Source organism: Caballeronia sp. ATUFL_F1_KS39 (assembly GCF_023630985.1).
Taxonomy (GTDB): Bacteria; Pseudomonadota; Gammaproteobacteria; order Burkholderiales; family Burkholderiaceae; genus Caballeronia; species Caballeronia zhejiangensis.
Genome location: NZ_JALQDZ010000041.1, coordinates 90662 through 109478, shown reverse-complemented (window position 1 = coordinate 109478; position 18817 = coordinate 90662). Strand labels below are relative to the sequence as shown.

The following is an 18817-nucleotide window of genomic DNA, read 5'->3' as shown; positions in this document are numbered from 1 at the left end:
TAAAGGAGACAACGCAATGAAGCTGAACAAACTGGGCACCGCACTCACCGCGATCGCACTAGCGGCGGGCGCGATCGCAGCGGCGCAGGCCGCGACCAACGAAACCATCGTGACGGTCGTGAAAGTGACCGGCATCAACTGGTTCAATCGCATGGACGAAGGCGTGAAGGAGTTCGGCAAGGAGAATCCGAACATCAACGCATATCAGACGGGTCCGGGCCGCGCCGACGCCGCGCAGCAACTCAAGATCATCGAGGATCTGATCGCGAAGAAGGTCACGGCAATTGCGGTAGTGCCCTACGATCCGCCGACGCTCGAACCCGCGCTCAAGAAAGCGATGGATCGCGGCATCAAGGTCGTCACGCATGAAGCGGACAACGCGAAGAACACGATGGTCGACATCGAAGCCTTCGACAACACCGCATACGGCGCGGGCCTGAACGAGCGCCTCGCGAAGTGCATGAATAATCAGGGCAAGTGGGCCGTGCTGGTCGGCTCGCTCGGCTCGCGCTCGCAGGTGCAATGGGCCGATGGCGGCATCGGCAATGCGAAGGCCAAGTATCCGAAGATGGATCTGGTCGAACCGAAGCTCGAAACGAATAACGATGGCGAGCGCGCGTATCAGGTCGCGAAGGAAGTGCTGCGCAAGCATCCGGATCTGACGGGCTTCCAGGGTTCGTCGTCGCTCGACGTCATCGGTATCGGCCGCGCGGTCGAAGAGGCCGGCAAGGTCGGGAAGATCTGCGTGTACGGCACCGGCTTGCCGACGGAAGCGGCCAAGTTCCTCGAAAGCGGCGCGATCAACGGCATCGCGTTCTGGGATCCGAAGCTCGCCGGTCTCGCGATGAACAAGGTCGCGCAGATGCTCGTCGACGGCAAGGAAGTGCAGAACGGCGCAGACCTCGGCATCACCGGCTATAACAAGGTGACGGTCACGAAGGGCCCGGGCAAGGGCGTGATCGTGCGCGGCACCGGCTGGGTCGATGTCGACAAGTCGAACTACAAGCAATACAACTTCTGATGCCATTCGCGAGGCGCACTGCGGTGTGCCTCGCTCGACTACACGATATGACACCGCTCCTCGAAGTCGTCGATATCCATAAACGTTTCACCGGCGTCTATGCGCTGCGTGGCGTAAGCCTCTCGTTCGAGCGCGGCCAGATCTATCACTTGCTCGGCGAGAACGGTTGCGGCAAGAGCACGCTCATCAAGATCATCTCGGGCGCGCAACCGCCCGATGAAGGCGAGCTCGTGATCGAAGGCGCGCGTCACAAGAAGCTTTCGCCGCTCGAATCGCTTTCGGCGGGCATCGAAACCGTTTATCAGGACTTGTCGCTGCTGCCGAACATGAGCGTCGCGGAGAACGTCGCGCTGACATCCGAACTCGCGGAACATGCGGGCAAGCTCGCGCGCACGTTCGATCGCAAAGCGCTCGCACAAACCGCCGCGCGTGCGCTAGAAGCCGTCGGACTGCCGGGCGACGCGGATTTCCAGAAGACGCTCATCGAGCAACTGCCGCTCGCGACGCGCCAGCTCGTTGCGATCGCGCGCGCCATTGCGAGCGAAGCGAAGTTCGTCATCATGGACGAGCCGACGACATCGCTCACGCAGAAAGAAGTCGATAACCTCATCGCCGTGCTTGCGCGTTTGCGCGCGGATGGCGTCGCCGTGCTGTTCGTGAGTCACAAGCTCGACGAGTGCTATGCGATCGGCGGGGAAGTGATCGTGCTGCGCGACGGCCAGAAGATGGCGCAAGGTCCGATCGAAAACTATACGAAGGCGCAGATCAGCGAGCTCATGACGGGCAAGCATCTGTCGACGGAACGCTATCGCGCGGAAGATGACGGAGGCGCGTCGCAGATCGTGCTCGACGTGCAAGGTCTCGGCCGCAAGGGCCAGTTCGCCGATGTGTCGTTCAAGCTGCACAAGGGCGAGATTCTCGGCGTGACGGGGCTGCTCGATTCGGGCCGCAACGAACTTGCGCGTGCGCTTGCGGGCGTCGCGCCTGCGGATACGGGCACGGTGACGCTCGACGGTATGCGCGTGCGTCTGCATTCGCCCGCGGATGCGAAGGCGCAACGTATCGGCTATGTGCCCGAAGACCGCCTGAACGAAGGGCTTTTTCTCGACAAGCCGATTCGCGACAACGTCGTCACCGCGATGATCGCGAGCCTGCGCGACCGCTTCGGTCAGATCGATCGCAAGCGTGCGCAAGAGCTTGCCGAGCGCACCGTGAAGGACTTGCAGATCGCGACGCCCGATGTCGACAAGCCCGTGCAATCGCTTTCGGGCGGCAACCAGCAGCGCGTGCTGATCGGCCGCTGGCTCGCGATCGATCCGCGCGTGCTGATCCTGCATGGTCCGACCGTGGGCGTCGATGTGGGATCGAAGGACATCATTTATCGCATCATGCAGCGGCTGTCGAAGGAGGGCATCGGCATCATATTGATCAGCGACGACCTGCCCGAACTGCTGCAGAACTGCGACCGTATTCTGATGATGAAGAAAGGCCGCGTCGCGAACGAATATCGCGCGGATCGCTTGAACGAGGCCGATCTTTATCACGCGCTACTTTCAGAGGCAGCATGAGCATGAGCGAATCCATCCGCCGCACGGGAAGCGAGACGATGCCGCAACACGCGGCCCAGGTCGCGCCGCGCGTGCGCAAGGGCAATCTGTATGCGCAACTGATGCGCAATCCGGAGTGGTTCACGGTCGGGCTGATCGTGGTGACGTGTCTCGTCGTGGGCAGCATCAATCCGCGCTTCTTCCAGTTCGCGACACTGTTCGACATGCTCCATTCCGCGACGACGGTCTCGCTCTTCGCGCTCGGCACGCTCGTCGTGCTGGCGTCGGGCGGCATCGACGTGTCGTTCACGGCAATCGCCGCGTTGACGATGTATTCGATCACGAAGGCTGTCTTCGCTTGGTGGCCGGAGTGCCCGTTCGTGCTGATTCTGCTTGCGGGCGCAATCGGCGGCGTGATTCTCGGCGTCATCAACGGCATGCTCGTGCATCGATTGAAAGCGCCTTCGCTGATCGTCACCATCGGCACGCAATATTTGTATCGCGGATTGTTGCTGACGTTCGTCGGCACGCAGTTCTTCATGAACATTCCGCACAGCATGGATACGTTCGGGCGCCTGCCGCTGTTTTTCTATCACACGCCGGATGGCTTGCGCGCGGTTTTGCCGGTGTCCGTGCTCGCGCTCGTGATCGCGGCGATCGTGACCTGGTGGCTGCTCAATCGCACGATGATGGGCCGCGGCGTCTATGCGATGGGCGGCTCGCTCGCCATTGCAGAACGTCTCGGTTATAACTTGCGCGCCATTCATCTTTTCGTGTTCGGCTATACCGGCTTGCTGGCGGGCGTGGCGGGCATCCTGCACGTGTCGACGAACCGGCTTGCGAACCCGTTCGATCTCGTCGGCACGGAACTCGATGTGATCGCGGCGGTGATTCTCGGCGGTGCCCGCATCACGGGCGGTACGGGAACGGTGGTGGGTACGCTTTTGGGCGTCGTGCTGGTGACGCTCATCAATAGCGTGCTGATTCTCATCGGCGTGCCGAGCACCTGGCAGAAGGTCATCATCGGCGCGTTCATTCTCGTTGCGGGGACGTTGTTCGCGCTGGGACGCAGACAGTAACGCCCTTCGAAAAGCGGAACAAAAAAGGCTCGTTCGAAACCTGAACGAGCCTTTCTGATTTTTATCGGAACGATTCAGACGCGTTTGCGGAGCTTCTGACCTTCCTCGGTAATCACCGAATCGAACTCGGAAAGCTGCGAGAAGCGCACGGCCTTGACCTTGCCGAACTTGCTCGCGTCGACGACGAGATGACGTTCCACCGAACTCGCCATCGCGGCTTGCTTGATGGCGACTTCATGAAAGTTCCAGCACGTCACGCCGCGCGCTTCATCGACGCCGCCCGCCGACATGAACGCCTTGTTGATGCCCATGCGCCGCAAGGTTTCGACGCTCTCGTCGCTGGCGAACGATTCCGATGACGGCACATAGACGCCGCCGAGCAGGATCATCCGCACGTTGGGCTTGCGCCGCAAAATTTCCGCGACATTGAGCGAATAGCACACGACAGTGAGATGCATCTCCGTGGGAATCTGCCGCGCGAGCGTGGTCAGCGTCGTGCCGCAATCGATGAAGATGGTTTCGCTATCCGCGAGCAGACGCGCCGCGTGATTCGAAGCGACCGCCTTCGCTTGCGCGAAATGGTCTTTCTCTTCCTCGATCGTGTAGCCCGCGTTGGGGACATCGGCGGCGCTGACGATATAGCCGCCGAGATAGGTGAACTGGCCGGGATGCGCGGCGATATCGCGGCGCACCGTCATCTCCGAAACGCCGAGCAGCGCGGCCGCATCGCGCAGACGCATCACGTTCTGTTTTTCGAGCGCGCCGGAAAGGGCACGCAGGCGGTCGTTCTTGGCCATCGGAGCGGCGCGAGGAATGATGTTAGCTTTTATTCTCGGGATGAAAGAATTATAACAATGCAAGCCGCATTTTTAACGGCTTGCATGCGGTGGCGCGGGTAAATCCCGAGGTTCAGGACTTGCGCGTATAGCGCAGCCACACGACGTCGTGTTCCAGTTTTTCGATGGAATCCAGCTTGAGGTAGGCGGGCGTTTTCCACTTGTCCATCGCGACTTCGAACGACGACGTATGCGCTTCGCGTCCATCGACGAGCGGCATGATCAGCACGCTGACTTCATCGGCAAGCTGCGCATTGACGAACGCGCCCGACACATGTCCGCCGCCTTCGACGATCAGCTTCTTGATCTTCAACTCGCGTTCGAGCGTTTCGACGACGCGCTTCAGTTCGATATCGTCCTTGCCGCCGAACACATACGATGCGTCGATCGATTGCAGATACGCGAGGTAATCGTCATCGACGCTCTCGCTCAGCACTTCGACGATATGCGATTCGAGCGCCGTATTGCTCTTCCAGGCGACACGTCCCTTCGGATCGATGGAAATCGCGTACTGGCTCGCGTCGCGTTTCGCGAAATGATCGGTGCGTGGAATCGGACGCTTCGCGAGCCCGCGCGGATAGTCGCGGTCCTTGCCATGCGAGATTTCCTGCATCGTGACGCGGCCGCATACCCACGCATCGGCGTTGAAACGCGCGGCGGTGTCTTCGTAGGTGGGCGACGCGAAATCGAGGTTCCAGTTGTCGGTGAGACTGCGGCCGTCGATCGACGACATCATGTGACAGACGATATGCATCTTCTTCTCCGTGCAGGAAAGGGCTTCGATGCAACGGCCGATGCAAGCGCTGTGCCGCCTGCGAAGATCAGCCAAACGCGAGAAAATAGGTAGCTGTTCCGCATTTTTTCGAAACGCTTATCGTCATGTCAGATCTCGCTACTCCTCTTGCACGCCGCGCGGATATCGATCCGAAGCCGCTCGGCATCGCCGCGTTGTTGATCGTGCTCGGCGCGGTGTATCTCGGGCAAACCGTCGGCGCGCGCCAGGCTGCGCTTTACGTGGTCGGCACGCTGCTCGGCGTCTCGCTTTATCACGCGGCGTTCGGTTTCACGTCGGCGTGGCGCGTGTTCATCTCCGATGGCCGCGGCGCCGGGCTGCGTGCGCAGATGCTGATGCTCGCGGTCGGCGTCGCGCTGTTCTTTCCCGCGCTCGCGGCAGGGTCGCTTTTCGGCACGCCGGTGACCGGGCTCGTGTCGCCGGTAGGGACGTCGGTGGTCGTGGGCGCGTTCATCTTCGGTATCGGCATGCAACTGGGCGGCGGCTGTGCGTCGGGCACGTTGTACACGGTCGGCGGCGGCAGCACGCGGATGATCGTGACGCTCGCTGCGTTCATCGCGGGTTCCGTCATCGCGACCGCGCACATGCCGTTCTGGACCGCATTGCCGCAAATGCAACCGGTATCGCTCGTGAAGACGCTCGGCGCGGGGCCCGCGCTCGCCGTCAACTGGATCGTGTTCGCGCTGATCGCGGCGGTCACGGTCGTCATCGAGAAGCGCCGTCATGGCAAGCTCGTCGCCGCGCACGTGCAGCCGGCGCATACATCGCCATGGCTGCATGGACCGTGGCCGCTCGTGGCAGGCGGCATCGCCCTCGCCGTGCTCAACTTCGCGACGCTCGCGCTGTCCGGGCGTCCGTGGGGCATCACGTCGGCGTTCGCGTTGTGGGGCGCGAAAGCGGCGGCCCTGTTCGGCGTCGATACCGCGAGCTGGCCATACTGGATGAGCAAGGCCAACGCGGCCGCGCTCGCCGCGCCGATTTCTCACGACGTTACATCCGTGATGGATATCGGCATCGTGCTCGGCGCGATGCTCGCCGCCGCGCTCGCGGGTCGCTATGCGCCCGTCTGGCGCGTGCCGATGCGCTCGCTGATCGCGGCGATCGTCGGCGGCTTGCTGCTCGGTTATGGCGCGCGGCTCGCGTACGGCTGCAACATCGGTGCGTATTTCAGCGGCATCGTATCGGGCAGCCTGCATGGCTGGCTGTGGCTCGTCGCGGCCTTCTTCGGCAATGTAGTCGGCACGCGACTGCGTCCGTTTTTCGGACTCGAAGTGGAGCGCGTGCGGCCGACGGCTTGCTGAGAGTCACACCGCGCGTGACACGTTCGTTCCGTTTTTTTGCGGAACGGAGCGGTCCGCGCGATATGCGAAAATCGCCGGCATGAAAAAGACTACCTTGCTCATCGTTCCGGCCTTGCTGATCGCGCTCGGCCCGTTGGCACATGCGAGCGTCGAATCGGGCGCCCATCAGTTCAAGGAAGACGTGAAATCGGCCGGGCGCCAGACCGGACATGCGGCGCGCGATGCGGCGCACGCCATCGGCGACGGCGCGAAATCGGCCGGACATGCCATCGCCGATACGTCGAAGCGCGGCTATCACGCGACGAAAAAGTGGGTCACGGGCAAAGAATAAACGCCGCCAGTTCGTCCATTTTGTGCTCGCCGATGCGCCACACGCGCATCGCATTGTGTTCGCGCGATCGCGCCACAGCGTTCCACTTTTAAGCGTTGCTTGACAACCTTGCGGAGCGTTATTGATAATTATTATCATTTACGCCGCGCAACGCGGACCTCAACGCGCCTGATTCCGTCTCGTCGTTGCAGACGTGCATCCGGCCAATCTTTCGCATAAGAACGCCTTGAAAGCCTATGACGCGCCGACGCGTACACGACCAATGAGCGCGCTCGTCCGGCACGGCCCGCTCGTCTCTCGCATCGTGGCCGCGATATTCGGCGGATACGCGCTCGCCGCGCTCGCGAGCGTCGCGGCACTCGCCCTGCCGATGAGCAAGCCGCAAGCCGTGCTCGCCGGCATGCTCGTGAGCTTCGTCGTCTACGTGTGCGCGGTGATCTGGGTGTTCGCGGTTCGCAGCGCGCGTCGGGCATGGAGCGGGCTCGCGTTCATCGCCGTGCCGCTGTTGATGGCCGCATGGACGGTATGGCCGGGAGGACACGTCTCGTGAAAAGCGCGCGCGATTCCAAAGCGAAAGGCCGCGGCATTCGCCAGAGCATGTCCGATCTGCATACGTGGGCGGGCCTGCTCGCAGGCTGGATTCTCTACGCGATGTTCCTTACCGGGACCGTCAGCTACTTCAAGGACGAAACGTCGCAATGGATGCGGCCCGAGCAAGCGCAGCAGCGCGACATGCCGGATGCGGCGCTCGTCGCGCAACGCGTCGTCGAGACGCTCGGCAAGATCGCGGCGGGCAGTACGCAGTGGAGCTTCGCATTGCCGGACGAACGCACGAGCGTCATCGATTCGTTCTGGCGCACGCCGGGCGCATCCAAGGGCAAGCGCGCATTCGAATCAGCCCGTTTCGATCCGGTCACGGGCGAGCGCACAACCGCGCGCGAGACCCTCGGCGGTGAATTTTTCTATCGCTTTCATTTCCAGTTTTATTACATGCCGGTGTTATGGGGGCGCTGGCTCGCGGGCCTGTGCGCCATGTTCATGCTCGTCGCGATCGTGAGCGGCGTCATTACGCACAAGAAAATTTTCGTCGACTTTTTCACTTTTCGATGGGGCAAGGGTCAGCGTTCTTGGCTCGACGCGCATAACGCGCTGTCGGTATTCGGTCTGCCATTTCACGCGATGATCACCTACACCGGCCTCGTCACGTTGATGGCGATGTACATGCCGTGGGGCGCGCAGACCGCCTTCAGGACACCCGCCGAACGCGCCGCGATGACTTCGCAACTCAGCGCGTTCATTCAGCCTCGCGAGTCTTTCGGACAGAACGCGCCGCTTGCACCCGTCGATGCGATGGTGCGCGAAGCGCAAGCGCGCTGGGGCCGCGACAAGGTCGGTCGCGTGACGATCACCAATCCCGGCGACAGCACCGCGCGCGTGGCTGTTTCGCGAGGTGAGGCGTCGCGCATGTCGATGAGTCCGCAGTACATGCTCTTCGATGGCGTGACGGGCAAGCTCATCGAAGTGAAGGACAGCGTCGGCGGCGCGGCCGAAACGCGCGGCGTGCTGTATGCGCTGCATCTCGGACGCTTCAGCGATATGCAACTGCGCTGGCTGTACTTCATCGTCAGTCTCGCGGGCACGGCGATGGTCGGCACGGGGCTTGTCATGTGGACGGTCAAGCGCCGTCAGAAGCTGGCCGACCCGGCGCGGCCGTACGTCGGCTTCTGGCTCGTCGAACGTTTGAATATCGCGAGCATCGCGGGACTTTCCATCGCGATGACGAGCTTTCTGTGGGGCAATCGGCTGCTGCCGCTCGGCATCGCCGCGCGTGACGATGCCGAGGTCAATGTTTTCTTCGCGATGTGGGGCGCGACGCTGCTATATGCGTTCGTGCGTCCCGCAAGGCGCGCGTGGATCGAACTGCTTTGGCTCGCCACGGCGATGCTCGCGCTCGTGCCGGCGCTCAATGCGCTGACCACGAACCGGCCCTTGTGGCGCAGCATCGCGCAAGGCGATTGGGTGTTCGCCGGCTTCGATCTGATGATGTGGGCATTCGCCCTGCTGCATGCGGCATTGGCGATACGCGTGACACGCCATCGTCCGCGCACGAAGCCCGTTGGCAAGCGCGTCGCGGCGCGTGCCGTCATGCCCGAGCGCGAAAAGGAAAGCGCATGACGCATCTCTTGCGCATCGTTTTCTGCCTGATGGCCTTCGCTTGCCTCGCGGTCTCGATGGATCGTCATCAGATGATGCTATTCGGCCGCGCGCTTCGCGCAGGGCAAACGCGCGGCTTTCGAATAGCAGGATGGTGCGGTCTCGTGCTCGCGCTGCGCTTCATCGTCGACTATCAAGGATGGGCGCTCGGCCTCGTCAGCTATAGCGGCTGCACGAGTGTTTCGGCGGGAATCGTGTTTGGCGGTCTCATCGTTTATGAGCGGCTTTCCGCTCGTCGATCTCACCAGCCGTGAAAGCGCGGCCATGCGATGGTGCTGCCGTCGGCGGCTAACGCCTGGTACTCGGGGTATTGCGCGCCCGTCGCGCATGCATGATTCGGCAAGACGCGCAGCTTCATGCCGATGGGAAACCGCTTCGTGATCTCATCGCGACATTCGACGGCGAGAATGCCGTGCTCCTGATTCGCACCGACGAGTTCGCAGCCTTCGAGAGGCGTACCGTCGAGCGCGCATGCAAGTCCATAACCGTAATCGTGCGTCTGCTTCGACGTGCCGCGGTCGCGGCTCATCGCCATCCATCCCGCATCGACGATGACCCAGCCCTTGTCGGGTTGATGACCGATGACGCTCGTGAGCACGCTCAACGCGATATCGTTTGCATCGCAAACACCGACGTTCGCCATCACGAGATCGAAGAACACATAAACGCCGGCGCGCACTTCGGTGACGCCTTCGAGATGCTTCGCGGCGAGCGCGGTCGGCGTCGAGCCGACGCTCACGGTCCTGCATGCGATGCCCGCAGCGCGAAGCCGTTCGGCCGCGCGCACGCATCCCGCGCGCTCCTGTTCCGCGAGCGCGGCGAGCGCTTCTTGATCGTTCAATTCGTAGCTGGAGCCAGCGTGCGTCATCACGCCGCCGACTTCGATGCCGCCTTCCTGAAGCACGCGGCCGATCTCGATGAGCGCGTCGTCATCGGGCGCGAGGCCTGAGCGATGACCATCCGTATCGATTTCGAGCCACACTTCGAATATGTCGTTCGCGTGCTTGCAATACGCGACGATCGCCGATGCCGCCGCCGCGTTGTCGGCGATGATCTTCAGATCGCAGCCTTTTTGCTTGAGGGCCATCGCGCGCGGCAACTTCGCGGGCACGATACCCACCGCGTAGAGAATGTCGTCGATGCCCGCCGCGAAGAATGCTTCCGCTTCTTTCAGCGTGGATACGGTGATGCCTTGCGCGCCTGCTGAAATCTGCGCGCGCACGACGCCGGCGCATTTCGTCGTCTTCACATGCGGCCGGAACTTCACGCCGAGCGCGTTCATGCGCGTCTGCATCCGGTCGATGTTGTGCTGCATTCGCGCGATATCGATGATCGCGGCGGGCGTGTCGAGTGCTTCGAGATTCATGATGTCCTTGGTCGAGCGATGATCAGGCGATCGGTCCCGTCGGCAGCGCTATCGCCGTTGCGTGGCAGCGCCAGGTCTGTCCCCTGAAGCCGAGCCGCTTCACGCGATCGATCATCGAGCGCTGGCCGACAGCGCACATCGCCACGGGCGGAATCAGGCCGAACAACATGCAAAAGAACGTGAGCTCGTTGGTGGGATAGCGCAGCGCGATGGCTTTCGCGAGCGGATCGACAATTGCGAGGCACAGCATCGATGCAAGGATGAAGCCAATGCTCGCGAGCGGCAGCGGGTTCGTGCGCGTGACGGCGGTGGAAGGCATGACGCTGATCGATGGGACGAATCTTCGAATCATCGCACGAACGCGTTCTTGCCGGATTCTCTACGGGAAAGCCATTATTTTTGATCGGTTGACTCGGCGAAAAGTCCTGCTAGCATACGAACAACAGATTCATCAGCATACTGATCGATTTTCGAAGGGGCGACGAATGGCACTCAAGTTCGCGGCGAAGCTCGCCGATCTAGTGGAAGACGAACCGCTCGGCGTGACGATCGGCGAAGAGCGCATCGCGCTCTATTTGCTCGACGGAGAAGTGCATGCCACGCACAACGTTTGCACGCACCAGTTCGCGCTCTTGAGCGACGGCTATATGGAAGACGGCTGCATCGAATGTCCGCTGCATCAGGGGCGTTTCGATATCCGCACGGGCGCTGCCCTTTGCGCGCCAGTCACGCAACCGATTCGCGTATACGGCGTGCAGGTGGAAGGCGGCGAGATCTACGTCGATCTTTGATGCACGCGCAAATCATGACTCGGACTGCATTGATCATCGGAGCGGGGCAGGCTGGCGCGCGCGCGGCAGAAGCGTTGCGCACGCATGGTTATGAAGGGCGCATCGTGCTGGTCGGCGATGAGCGTCATGCGCCGTATGAAAGGCCGCCGCTGTCAAAGGATGTCCTCATCGCGAAGGACGATGACGATTGCTTCAACGGCTGGGTGCATGCCGTCGAGCGATACGGCGATGCGCGCATCGAATGGCTCAACGATCGAGTGCTGCGGCTCGATACGCAATCGTGCGTCGCGACGCTCGAACGTAATGGCGAACTGCGCTACGACCATTGCATCCTGACGACGGGTGGTCGTGCGCGGCAGTTGCCGGGCGCGCCGGAAGGTCCGCATACGTTCTATCTGCGCACGCTCGACGATGCGATGCGCTTGCGTGCGCGGCTCGCAACGGCGCAATCGGTGGCTGTGATCGGCGCTGGATTTCTAGGGTTGGAATTCGCGGCGAGCGCAAGAACGCGCGGCCTCGACGTGAGCGTGTTCGAAACGGCATCGGGCTTGCTGAGCCGCGCGCTGCCGCCCATGTTCGCCGAACGTCTGCGCATGAAGCACGAAACTCACGGCGTGCGCTTCATATTCGACGTGAAGCATCTGCAAGTCACGGAGCACGCGGACGGCGTGCAAGTCGATGCAACGCCGTTCGACTTGGGCGTGATCGCTATCGGCCAGGAGCCGAACGACGAACTCGCCAAAGCTGCGGGCATGGCGACGAACAACGGCATCGTCGTCGATCGGCATTGCCGCACGTCCGCCGAGAATGTCTATGCGGCAGGCGATTGCGCCAACTTCCCATACGGCGCAAACGGTCGCGCGACGCGTCTTGAATCGTGGCAGAACGCGCAGGAACAGGCGATCGTGGCGGCGCGCAACATCGCCGGAGAAGAGATTGCTTATGCACCGACGCCGTGGTTCTGGACCGACCAATACGACTGGAACGTCCAGATGCTCGGCCTGCCCGATGGCGAGATCGAGCAGTGGATCGAACGCGCGGGCGTCGATGACAAGACCGTGCTGATGGGTCTGCGCGGCGGCGTCATCGCGCATGTGCTCGCGATCAATCAAGGCGGCGAGTTGCGCGCCATCAGAAGGCTCGTCGAAGAAGCCGTTGCGGTCGATCCCCGCATGCTCGCCGACCCCACGATCAAGCTGCGCCAGCTCGACAAGCTGGTTCGCTCAACACACTCGGGAGATCAAGGTGTACTCGTCTGAAACGATCATCGGCATTCATACGCCTCAATCGAAAAACCCGCCGATAGAAGGGCTCGTTTGGCCCGAAGAAGGGCTGCAATGCATCCCGGACTGGGTGTACACGAGCGAGGCGGTCTATACGCGCGAAGTCGAACGGATCTTCCACGGGCGCACCTGGAACTTCGTCGCGCTCGAAGCGGAAGTGCCCAATTCCGGCGATTTCAAGCGCTCTTATGTCGGCCCGACGCCGGTCGTCGTATCGCGCGCGGAAGACGGCTCGATCAACGTGTTCGAAAACCGCTGCGCGCATCGCGGGGCGGAGTTCTGCCGGCATAGCCGCGGCAACAACAAGGAGTTCGTGTGCCCGTATCACCAATGGTCGTATGACCTCAAGGGCAATCTGCAAGGCGTGCCGTTCCGGCGTGGGGTGAACAAGCTGGGCGGCATGCCGAAGGATTTCCGCAACGATGATCACGGTCTTCGCAAACTTGCGGTTGCGACGCGCAATGGGGTCGTGTTCGCATCGTTCACGCAGGACATGGAATCGCTTGAAGACTATCTCACGCCCGAGATACTCGAGGACTTCGACGCAGTGTTCAACGGCAAGCGCCTGCGCGTGCTCGGCTTCTACAAGAATGAGCTGCCGTGCAACTGGAAGATGTATCACGAGAACTTGAAGGACCCGTATCACGCGACGTTGCTGCACTCGTTCCTCGTCGTGTTCGGCCTGCTCGTGGCGGGCAATCGTTCGGCGATGGTCGCGGACAGCAAATACGGCATTCACGGCACGATGGCCTCCGCAAAAAGCGATTCGCTCTACGCCACCATCGATGAAGACAAGAAGAAGGAGATGCGTTCCTTCCACGACGGCATGATCTTGCGTGACGAGCGCTTCCTCGAATTCATCAAGGAGTTCGATTCCGAATGGTCGGTGACGATGCAGACCATCTGGCCGAACCTCATCGTGCAGCGCGAGATGAATACGCTCGGCATTCGGCATATCGTGCCGAACGGACCGAACAGCATGATCATGCTCTGGACGATGTTCGGTTATGAAGACGACACGGAAGACATGGTGCGTCACCGTTTGCGTCAGGGCAATCTGATGGGACCGTCGGGCTTTCTCGGCCTCGAAGACAACGAAGCGATGAAGTTCGTTCAGGAAGGCGTGCGCCGCTCGGTGAGCGACCGCAGCATCATCAAGCTGGATGGCGACAAGATCGGAACGGCCGACAACCTGATCTCCGAAGCCGCCATTCGCGCCATGTACAAGCACTATCGTGAAGTGATGGGGTTCTAGATGCTGCCAGGATTCGAAAAACAGAACATCGCGCACGACAAGGCGCTGGTCGCACGCGCGGCGGTCGAAGACTTTCATGCGGAGTATTGCGCGGCGCTCGATGGCGGGGACATCGAGCGCTGGCCTGAATTCTTTACCGAGAACTGTCTTTATCGCGTGACCGAATACGAGAACGCGGCCAATGGATTTCCCGTCGGGCTCGTCTACGCCGAAGGACGCGACATGCTGCGCGATCGTGCGGTCGCGATTGCGCGCACGCAGATGTTCGCGCCGCGTCAAATGCTGCACTTCGTTTCCAACGTGCGTATCTTGAACGCGACCGACGAGGAAATCGTCGCGCAGAGCAACTACATGCTGCTGCAAACGCTCGTCGAAGGCGCGACTACGCTGCATCAGGCGGGCAGGCTTTTTGACCGCTTCGCGCGCAATGGTAACGTTCTTCTGCTGAAGGAAAGACAGGCCGTCTACGACACCGCGATGATCGCGAACGATCTCGCCTACCCTGTCTGAACATCGTTGGGAGAGAGCGCATGAGTGACACGGAACACATGGAAGCGCCAGCCGAAAGCGGTGGCGTCGGCGTGCGCGTGAGGCGGCGCGAAGACGAGCGGCATCTTCATGGCAAGGGCAAGTTCGTCGCCGACTACACGTTTCCCGATCTGCAGGAGGTCGCGTTCTTGCGCAGTCCGGTTGCGCATGCGCGTATCGTGCGTATCGGCAAGCCGGCGAGTCATGCGGCACAGGTGATCGTGCGCGACGACATGCACGACGCCACGGATATCGTCGCCGATTCGAGCCTGCCGACGTACAAGCCTTCGTCGCATCCGCCGCTCGCATCGGGCAAGGTGCGCTTCGTCGGCGAGCCGGTCGCGATGTGCTTCGCGAAGACCCGCGCGCAAGCCGAAGATATCGCCGAGGAAATCGAGCTCGATCTCGACGAGCTGCCAGCCTTCGCCAGCGCGTTCACCGCTCGCGAACGCACCGACGTGCGCGTGCACGATCACTGGACGGACAATCTCTTTCTGGACCTCAAGGCGGACATCGACTTCGACGAGCGTTCGAAGGACGCGCCCGTTGTCGTCAAGCAGAAGGTCGATCTCGCGCGTCAATGCATGGTGCCGATGGAAGGCAAGGCCGTGCTCGCGTATTGGGACCATACGCATTCGCAACTCGTGGTCATCACCTCGACGCAAGTGCCGCATATGATTCGCACGGTGCTGTCGCAATGTCTCGGCATCGATCATGCGCAGGTGCGCGTCATTTCACCCGATGTCGGCGGCGCGTTCGGCTACAAGTGCGTGTTGCAGCAGGAAGAGCTGTGCATTGCGTGGCTCGCGCTGACGTACAAGAAGCCTTTTCGTTTCATCGAGGATCGGCGCGAGCATTTGATCGCGGGCGCGAACTCGCGTCAGCATCACTACGAACTCACTGCGTATGCCGATACAAACGGCCGTCTGCTCGCGCTCGATGCGGAGCTTTTGATCGACGGCGGGGCGTACTCCGCATGGCCCTTTACGATAGGTCTTGAAACAGGGCAGGCGCTCGGCAACCTTCCGGGGCCTTACGATTTGAGCGGCTATCGCTGCCGTACGCAATGCGCCGCGACCAACAAGCCGGGCTTTCTGCCGTATCGCGGCGTAGCGCGCACGGGCGTGTGCTTCGCAATCGAACTCACGATGGATGCGATCGCGCGCGCGGTCGGACGCGAAGCGTGGGAAGTGCGCCATGACAATCTCGTGCGTGGCGCGGACATGCCTTATACCAATGTCGTGAAGAAACACTACGACAGCGGCGACTTCCAGGAGAGCCTGCGACGCGCAGTGGCGCAACTCGATGTGCCGAAGTGGCGCGCACGGCAGAAAGAGGGCGAGAAGGATGGGCGTCTCGTCGGCATCGGATTCGCGACGTTCACCGAGCAATCGGCGCATGGCACGGCCGTCTTCGCATCATGGGGCTTGCCGGTCGTGCCGGGATACGATCTCGCGACCGTGCGTATCACGGCCGATGGAGGACTCGAACTGCGCGCGGGCATCCACTCGCACGGACAAGGCATGGAGACGACGCTCGCGCAGATCGCGAACGAAGTGCTCGGCGTGCCGCTGCAAAAGATCAAGGTCGTGCATGGCGATACCGCCCTTACGCCGTATTCGACAGGCACGTACGCATCGCGCAGCATCGTCATGGCTGGCGGCGCAGTGGCCGCGACGTGCCGCGAACTCGTGCCGCGCCTGCTCTTCATCGGTGCTCATCTGCTTGGGGAAGAACAGGAAGTGGTGCGCTTCGAGAACGGTGAAGTGATCGGCTTATCGGGCCGCGTGACGATTCAGGAGATCGCGGCTGCATGGTATCTCCGTCCCGAGCGCTTGCCTGCGGGCGTGAATCTCGCGGGTCTCGAAGCGACGCAAGGCTTCAAGCCGAAGGTCGATACCGGCGCGTTCAGCTATGCGACGCACGCGGCGGCAGTCGCCGTCGATCCGAAGACAGGCGACGTCGAGATTCTCGACTATGTGATCGTCGAAGATTGCGGTCGCATGATCAATCCGATGGTCGTCGAAGGGCAGACAATCGGTGGCACGGCGCAAGGCATCGGCACCGCGTTCTATGAGGAAACGCTCTACGACGACAACGCGCAACCGCTCACGTCGACACTCGCCGACTACATGTTGCCGGGACCGACCGAGTTGCCGTCGCTGACGATCATCCATATGGAAACGCCGTCGCCTTATACGGAATTCGGCGCGAAGGGCGTGGGCGAGGGCGGAGCCATCGCGCCGCCGGCTGCACTCTTCAATGCAGTGAACGATGCGCTCACGCCCATCGGCGCGCTCGTGTCGGAAACGCCGTTGACGCCGCGCCGTTTGCTCGCCGCGATCGAGGCCGCGAAGGCTCGCAAGGCGGCGCGCAAGGAAGAACTCAGTCAGGAGGTGGCGGGATGAAAGCCGCTGCGTTCGAGTATGTAAGGGCGATCTCATTGCCCGACGCGCTCAAGGAGTTGACTCGCGCAAAGCCGATATCAGGCAGTCAGTCGATGGGCCCGATGCTCAACTTGCGGCTTGCACGGCCTGGCCGCGTAGTGGATGTATCGCGCATCGCGGACCTGCGCAGTGTCTCCGACGCGGGCGATCACGTGCGTATCGGCGCGGCGGTCACGCATGCGGAGATCGAAGACGGCAAGCACGCACTGCTGCGTCATCCGTACATGCAGCATGTGGCGGGCGGCATCGCGTATCGTGCGATTCGCAATCGCGGGACCATCGGCGGCAGTCTTGCTCATGCCGATCCCGCCGCCGACTGGCCGCTTGCATTGTCCGCTGTCGATGCCCGTCTGGAGCTATCGAAAGCAGGCGGCGCGCGGCAAGTCCGCGTGAGCGAATTCATGCTGGGTGCGTTCACGACGTTGCTCGTTGACGGCGAGATCATTACCGCCGTGTTGCTGCCGAAGCTCGGTCCGACGCTTCGCTGGGGTTATTACAAGCTGTGCCGCAAGACCGGCGAATTCGCACATGCAAGCGCAGCGGCTGCATTCGATGCACGCACGGGACTCGCGCGCATCGTGCTCGGCGCGCTCGATGGCCCGCCGGCCGCACTCGATGATCTCGCACGGCAGATCGCGCAACGCGGCCCGTCTGCCGCCAACGGCGAAGCGCTCGCGCAAGCCGTGACGAGTGCGATGCCGAACGCGGACGGCATCGATCGGCAGATTCATACCGCAGCGCTCGAACGTTGTCTTCTGCAGGCGTTCGGCGTGTCCAACGCGAATACGGTTTAAAGAGACTGCCATGTCCGTCATCGAACTTACTATCAACGATCGATCCGTGCGCGAGGATGTCGAATCGCGCGTGCATCTCGGCGACTTTCTTCGCGATGCACACAACCTGACCGGCACGCACCTCGGTTGCGAGCACGGCGTGTGCGGCGCCTGCACCGTGCTCGTCGATGGCGAACCGGTGCGCTCGTGCATCACATTCGCCGTCGCTTGCGATCAGCAGAACATACGCACCATCGAAGGCTTCGAGGACGACGAACTGATGAAGCGTCTGCGTCGTGCGTTCTCGATCCATCACGGCCTGCAATGCGGTTATTGCACGCCCGGCATGCTGATCACCGCGCGCGATATCGTGCGCCGCTTTCCCGATGCGGACGAAGCACGCATCCGGCTCGAACTGTCTGGCAATCTGTGCCGCTGCACAGGCTATATGGGCATCGTCGCTGCGATCAAGGCGGTTCTCGCCGATCTGAAAGCGGAACCGATTGCGGATGCGCCTATCGCACGCGCAATAGTTAGAGATGCAACTATTTCGACGCCAGCGTTTCAGACGTTCGCCGCTACACCGGTTGCCGCGCCGCAGGCACCCGTGGCCGCGAGCACTGCATCGACGGATCAACCCGCCGCGCAACGCAAAGGGTGGACCGCAATCGACGACAGCTTCGTCGTTCCCTTCGCGCTCGACAAGGTGTGGGCGTTCATGGGCGATCTGCCTTCGGTCACGTCGTGTCTTCCGGGCGCGGAACTCGTGGAGCACGACGGCGAAAGCGTGAAGGGCAAGATCGCGATCAAGTTCGGACCGATGTCGGCGAACTTCGCTGGCGCGGCGCGCCTGGAACGCGACGATGCCGCGCATCGCGCGGTCATGCGTGGAGCGGGGCAGGACAACATCAGCCGTTCGCGAGCGAATGGCGATGTGACATATGCATTGACGAGCGAAGGCGGGGGCGCGCAAACGCGGGTCGCGGTCACGCTCGAATACATGTTGCAAGGACCGCTCGCGCAGTTCTCGCGTTCGGGCCTCGTGAAGGATTTCGTGCGCAGGATGATCGCGGATTTCGGCGCGCGCATCACGGCGCAGCTCGGCGGTAACGCGGCGCCCGAGGCGGCGCTGTCCTCATCGTCCGCGAAGTTCAATGCGGGCAGCCTCGTGTGGAGCGTCATCTGGGCGCGCATCAAACAGCTTTTCGGAAAGGGCGATTGAGCACGCGAGATGAGCCGGTCCCGGCTCGTC

19 protein-coding genes are annotated in these 18817 nt (G+C 62.0%); 15 read left to right on the top strand and 4 right to left on the bottom strand.

Annotated features, from left to right (window positions below):
- The first annotated feature begins 16 nt into the window (after window positions 1–16).
- Genes NCR93_RS21655 through NCR93_RS21645 form a run of 3 tightly spaced genes read left to right on the top strand, consistent with a single transcriptional unit; the run spans window position 17 to window position 3647 of the window.
- Window positions 17–1021, top strand: a complete 1005-nt coding sequence (locus NCR93_RS21655; protein WP_008348178.1) for a substrate-binding domain-containing protein — start codon at window positions 17–19, stop codon at window positions 1019–1021.
- 47 nt (window positions 1022–1068) lie between these two features.
- Window positions 1069–2589 carry a sugar ABC transporter ATP-binding protein gene (locus tag NCR93_RS21650; protein WP_175980984.1) on the top strand — a complete coding sequence of 507 codons (1521 nt, stop codon included), beginning with the start codon at window positions 1069–1071 and terminating at the stop codon, window positions 2587–2589.
- Window positions 2590–2627: 38 nt separating this feature from the next.
- Window positions 2628–3647, top strand: coding sequence for an ABC transporter permease (locus tag NCR93_RS21645; protein WP_235366231.1), 1020 nt, complete (start codon window positions 2628–2630; stop codon window positions 3645–3647).
- Between the two features lie 74 nt (window positions 3648–3721).
- Here the strand turns inward: NCR93_RS21645 and NCR93_RS21640 are convergent, their stop codons facing one another.
- Both NCR93_RS21640 and NCR93_RS21635 read right to left on the bottom strand, forming a co-directional pair.
- Complete coding sequence (locus NCR93_RS21640; RefSeq protein ID WP_008348173.1) at window positions 3722–4444, bottom strand: DeoR/GlpR family DNA-binding transcription regulator; 723 nt, start codon at window positions 4442–4444, stop codon at window positions 3722–3724.
- Window positions 4445–4556: 112 nt separating this feature from the next.
- Window positions 4557–5237, bottom strand: coding sequence for a dihydrofolate reductase family protein (locus NCR93_RS21635; RefSeq protein WP_175980982.1), 681 nt, complete (start codon window positions 5235–5237; stop codon window positions 4557–4559).
- Window positions 5238–5362: 125 nt separating this feature from the next.
- On the opposite strand from NCR93_RS21635, the gene NCR93_RS21630 reads away from it, so the two are divergent.
- The 5 genes from NCR93_RS21630 (at window position 5363) to NCR93_RS21610 (ending at window position 9376) form a co-directional block, all read left to right on the top strand.
- Complete coding sequence (locus NCR93_RS21630; RefSeq protein ID WP_175980980.1) at window positions 5363–6577, top strand: YeeE/YedE family protein; 1215 nt, start codon at window positions 5363–5365, stop codon at window positions 6575–6577.
- A 79-nt stretch (window positions 6578–6656) separates the two neighbouring features.
- A complete protein-coding gene (locus NCR93_RS21625) occupies window positions 6657–6908 on the top strand; it encodes a hypothetical protein (protein WP_033536209.1) in 252 nt (83 codons plus the stop codon).
- A gap of 262 nt (window positions 6909–7170) precedes the next feature.
- Window positions 7171–7458: a DUF3649 domain-containing protein gene (locus NCR93_RS21620; protein ID WP_175980978.1), complete on the top strand. Its 288-nt coding sequence runs from the start codon at window positions 7171–7173 to the stop codon at window positions 7456–7458.
- Window positions 7425–9083, top strand: a complete 1659-nt coding sequence (locus tag NCR93_RS21615) for a PepSY-associated TM helix domain-containing protein (protein WP_502799857.1) — start codon at window positions 7425–7427, stop codon at window positions 9081–9083. Before NCR93_RS21620 ends, NCR93_RS21615 begins: the two co-directional genes overlap by 34 nt.
- A complete protein-coding gene (locus NCR93_RS21610; protein ID WP_175980974.1) occupies window positions 9080–9376 on the top strand; it encodes a DUF3325 domain-containing protein in 297 nt (98 codons plus the stop codon). Before NCR93_RS21615 ends, NCR93_RS21610 begins: the two co-directional genes overlap by 4 nt.
- On the opposite strand, the gene NCR93_RS21605 is transcribed toward NCR93_RS21610, so the two are convergent.
- On the bottom strand, window positions 9364–10488 hold the full coding sequence (locus NCR93_RS21605; protein WP_175980972.1) for a DSD1 family PLP-dependent enzyme: 1125 nt from the start codon (window positions 10486–10488) through the stop codon (window positions 9364–9366). The genes NCR93_RS21610 and NCR93_RS21605 overlap by 13 nt on opposite strands.
- Before the next feature lie 22 nt (window positions 10489–10510).
- The gene (locus tag NCR93_RS21600) at window positions 10511–10807 is read right to left on the bottom strand and encodes a hypothetical protein (protein WP_239294832.1); all 297 of its coding nucleotides are present in this window, start codon (window positions 10805–10807) and stop codon (window positions 10511–10513) included.
- Between the two features lie 166 nt (window positions 10808–10973).
- Here NCR93_RS21600 and NCR93_RS21595 point away from each other — a divergent pair, with 166 nt between their 5' ends.
- The 7 genes from NCR93_RS21595 to NCR93_RS21565 are packed head-to-tail and all read left to right on the top strand — an operon-like array spanning window position 10974 to window position 18787.
- Window positions 10974–11279 (top strand): non-heme iron oxygenase ferredoxin subunit, encoded by a 306-nt coding sequence (locus NCR93_RS21595; RefSeq protein WP_175980970.1) that lies wholly within the window; start codon window positions 10974–10976, stop codon window positions 11277–11279.
- Window positions 11280–11293: 14 nt separating this feature from the next.
- Window positions 11294–12538: an NAD(P)/FAD-dependent oxidoreductase gene (locus NCR93_RS21590; protein WP_175980957.1), complete on the top strand. Its 1245-nt coding sequence runs from the start codon at window positions 11294–11296 to the stop codon at window positions 12536–12538.
- Complete coding sequence (locus NCR93_RS21585; protein WP_175980955.1) at window positions 12525–13817, top strand: aromatic ring-hydroxylating dioxygenase subunit alpha; 1293 nt, start codon at window positions 12525–12527, stop codon at window positions 13815–13817. The genes NCR93_RS21590 and NCR93_RS21585 overlap by 14 nt, the downstream gene beginning before the upstream one ends.
- Window positions 13818–14327, top strand: a complete 510-nt coding sequence (locus NCR93_RS21580) for an aromatic-ring-hydroxylating dioxygenase subunit beta (protein WP_175980953.1) — start codon at window positions 13818–13820, stop codon at window positions 14325–14327.
- Window positions 14328–14347: 20 nt separating this feature from the next.
- Window positions 14348–16753 carry a xanthine dehydrogenase family protein molybdopterin-binding subunit gene (locus NCR93_RS21575; RefSeq protein ID WP_175980951.1) on the top strand — a complete coding sequence of 802 codons (2406 nt, stop codon included), beginning with the start codon at window positions 14348–14350 and terminating at the stop codon, window positions 16751–16753.
- Window positions 16750–17586 carry an FAD binding domain-containing protein gene (locus NCR93_RS21570; protein WP_175980949.1) on the top strand — a complete coding sequence of 279 codons (837 nt, stop codon included), beginning with the start codon at window positions 16750–16752 and terminating at the stop codon, window positions 17584–17586. Before NCR93_RS21575 ends, NCR93_RS21570 begins: the two co-directional genes overlap by 4 nt.
- Before the next feature lie 10 nt (window positions 17587–17596).
- Window positions 17597–18787 (top strand): xanthine dehydrogenase family Fe-S subunit, encoded by a 1191-nt coding sequence (locus tag NCR93_RS21565; RefSeq protein WP_175980947.1) that lies wholly within the window; start codon window positions 17597–17599, stop codon window positions 18785–18787.
- Window positions 18788–18817: the final 30 nt, after the last annotated feature.

Bases quoted from the DNA above. Each gene is read 5' to 3' on its own strand.
- NCR93_RS21655 (WP_008348178.1), top strand. From the start codon at position 17: ATGAAGCTGAACAAACTGGGCACCGCACTCACCGCGATCGCACTAGCG.
- NCR93_RS21650 (WP_175980984.1), top strand. From the start codon at position 1,069: ATGACACCGCTCCTCGAAGTCGTCGATATCCATAAACGTTTCACCGGC.
- NCR93_RS21645 (WP_235366231.1), top strand. From the start codon at position 2,628: ATGCCGCAACACGCGGCCCAGGTCGCGCCGCGCGTGCGCAAGGGCAAT.
- NCR93_RS21640 (WP_008348173.1), bottom strand. From the start codon at position 4,444: ATGGCCAAGAACGACCGCCTGCGTGCCCTTTCCGGCGCGCTCGAAAAA.
- NCR93_RS21635 (WP_175980982.1), bottom strand. From the start codon at position 5,237: ATGCATATCGTCTGTCACATGATGTCGTCGATCGACGGCCGCAGTCTC.
- NCR93_RS21630 (WP_175980980.1), top strand. From the start codon at position 5,363: ATGTCAGATCTCGCTACTCCTCTTGCACGCCGCGCGGATATCGATCCG.
- NCR93_RS21625 (WP_033536209.1), top strand. From the start codon at position 6,657: ATGAAAAAGACTACCTTGCTCATCGTTCCGGCCTTGCTGATCGCGCTC.
- NCR93_RS21620 (WP_175980978.1), top strand. From the start codon at position 7,171: ATGAGCGCGCTCGTCCGGCACGGCCCGCTCGTCTCTCGCATCGTGGCC.
- NCR93_RS21615 (WP_502799857.1), top strand. From the start codon at position 7,425: ATGGACGGTATGGCCGGGAGGACACGTCTCGTGAAAAGCGCGCGCGAT.
- NCR93_RS21610 (WP_175980974.1), top strand. From the start codon at position 9,080: ATGACGCATCTCTTGCGCATCGTTTTCTGCCTGATGGCCTTCGCTTGC.
- NCR93_RS21605 (WP_175980972.1), bottom strand. From the start codon at position 10,488: ATGAATCTCGAAGCACTCGACACGCCCGCCGCGATCATCGATATCGCG.
- NCR93_RS21600 (WP_239294832.1), bottom strand. From the start codon at position 10,807: ATGCCTTCCACCGCCGTCACGCGCACGAACCCGCTGCCGCTCGCGAGC.
- NCR93_RS21595 (WP_175980970.1), top strand. From the start codon at position 10,974: ATGGCACTCAAGTTCGCGGCGAAGCTCGCCGATCTAGTGGAAGACGAA.
- NCR93_RS21590 (WP_175980957.1), top strand. From the start codon at position 11,294: ATGACTCGGACTGCATTGATCATCGGAGCGGGGCAGGCTGGCGCGCGC.
- NCR93_RS21580 (WP_175980953.1), top strand. From the start codon at position 13,818: ATGCTGCCAGGATTCGAAAAACAGAACATCGCGCACGACAAGGCGCTG.
- NCR93_RS21575 (WP_175980951.1), top strand. From the start codon at position 14,348: ATGAGTGACACGGAACACATGGAAGCGCCAGCCGAAAGCGGTGGCGTC.
- NCR93_RS21570 (WP_175980949.1), top strand. From the start codon at position 16,750: ATGAAAGCCGCTGCGTTCGAGTATGTAAGGGCGATCTCATTGCCCGAC.
- NCR93_RS21565 (WP_175980947.1), top strand. From the start codon at position 17,597: ATGTCCGTCATCGAACTTACTATCAACGATCGATCCGTGCGCGAGGAT.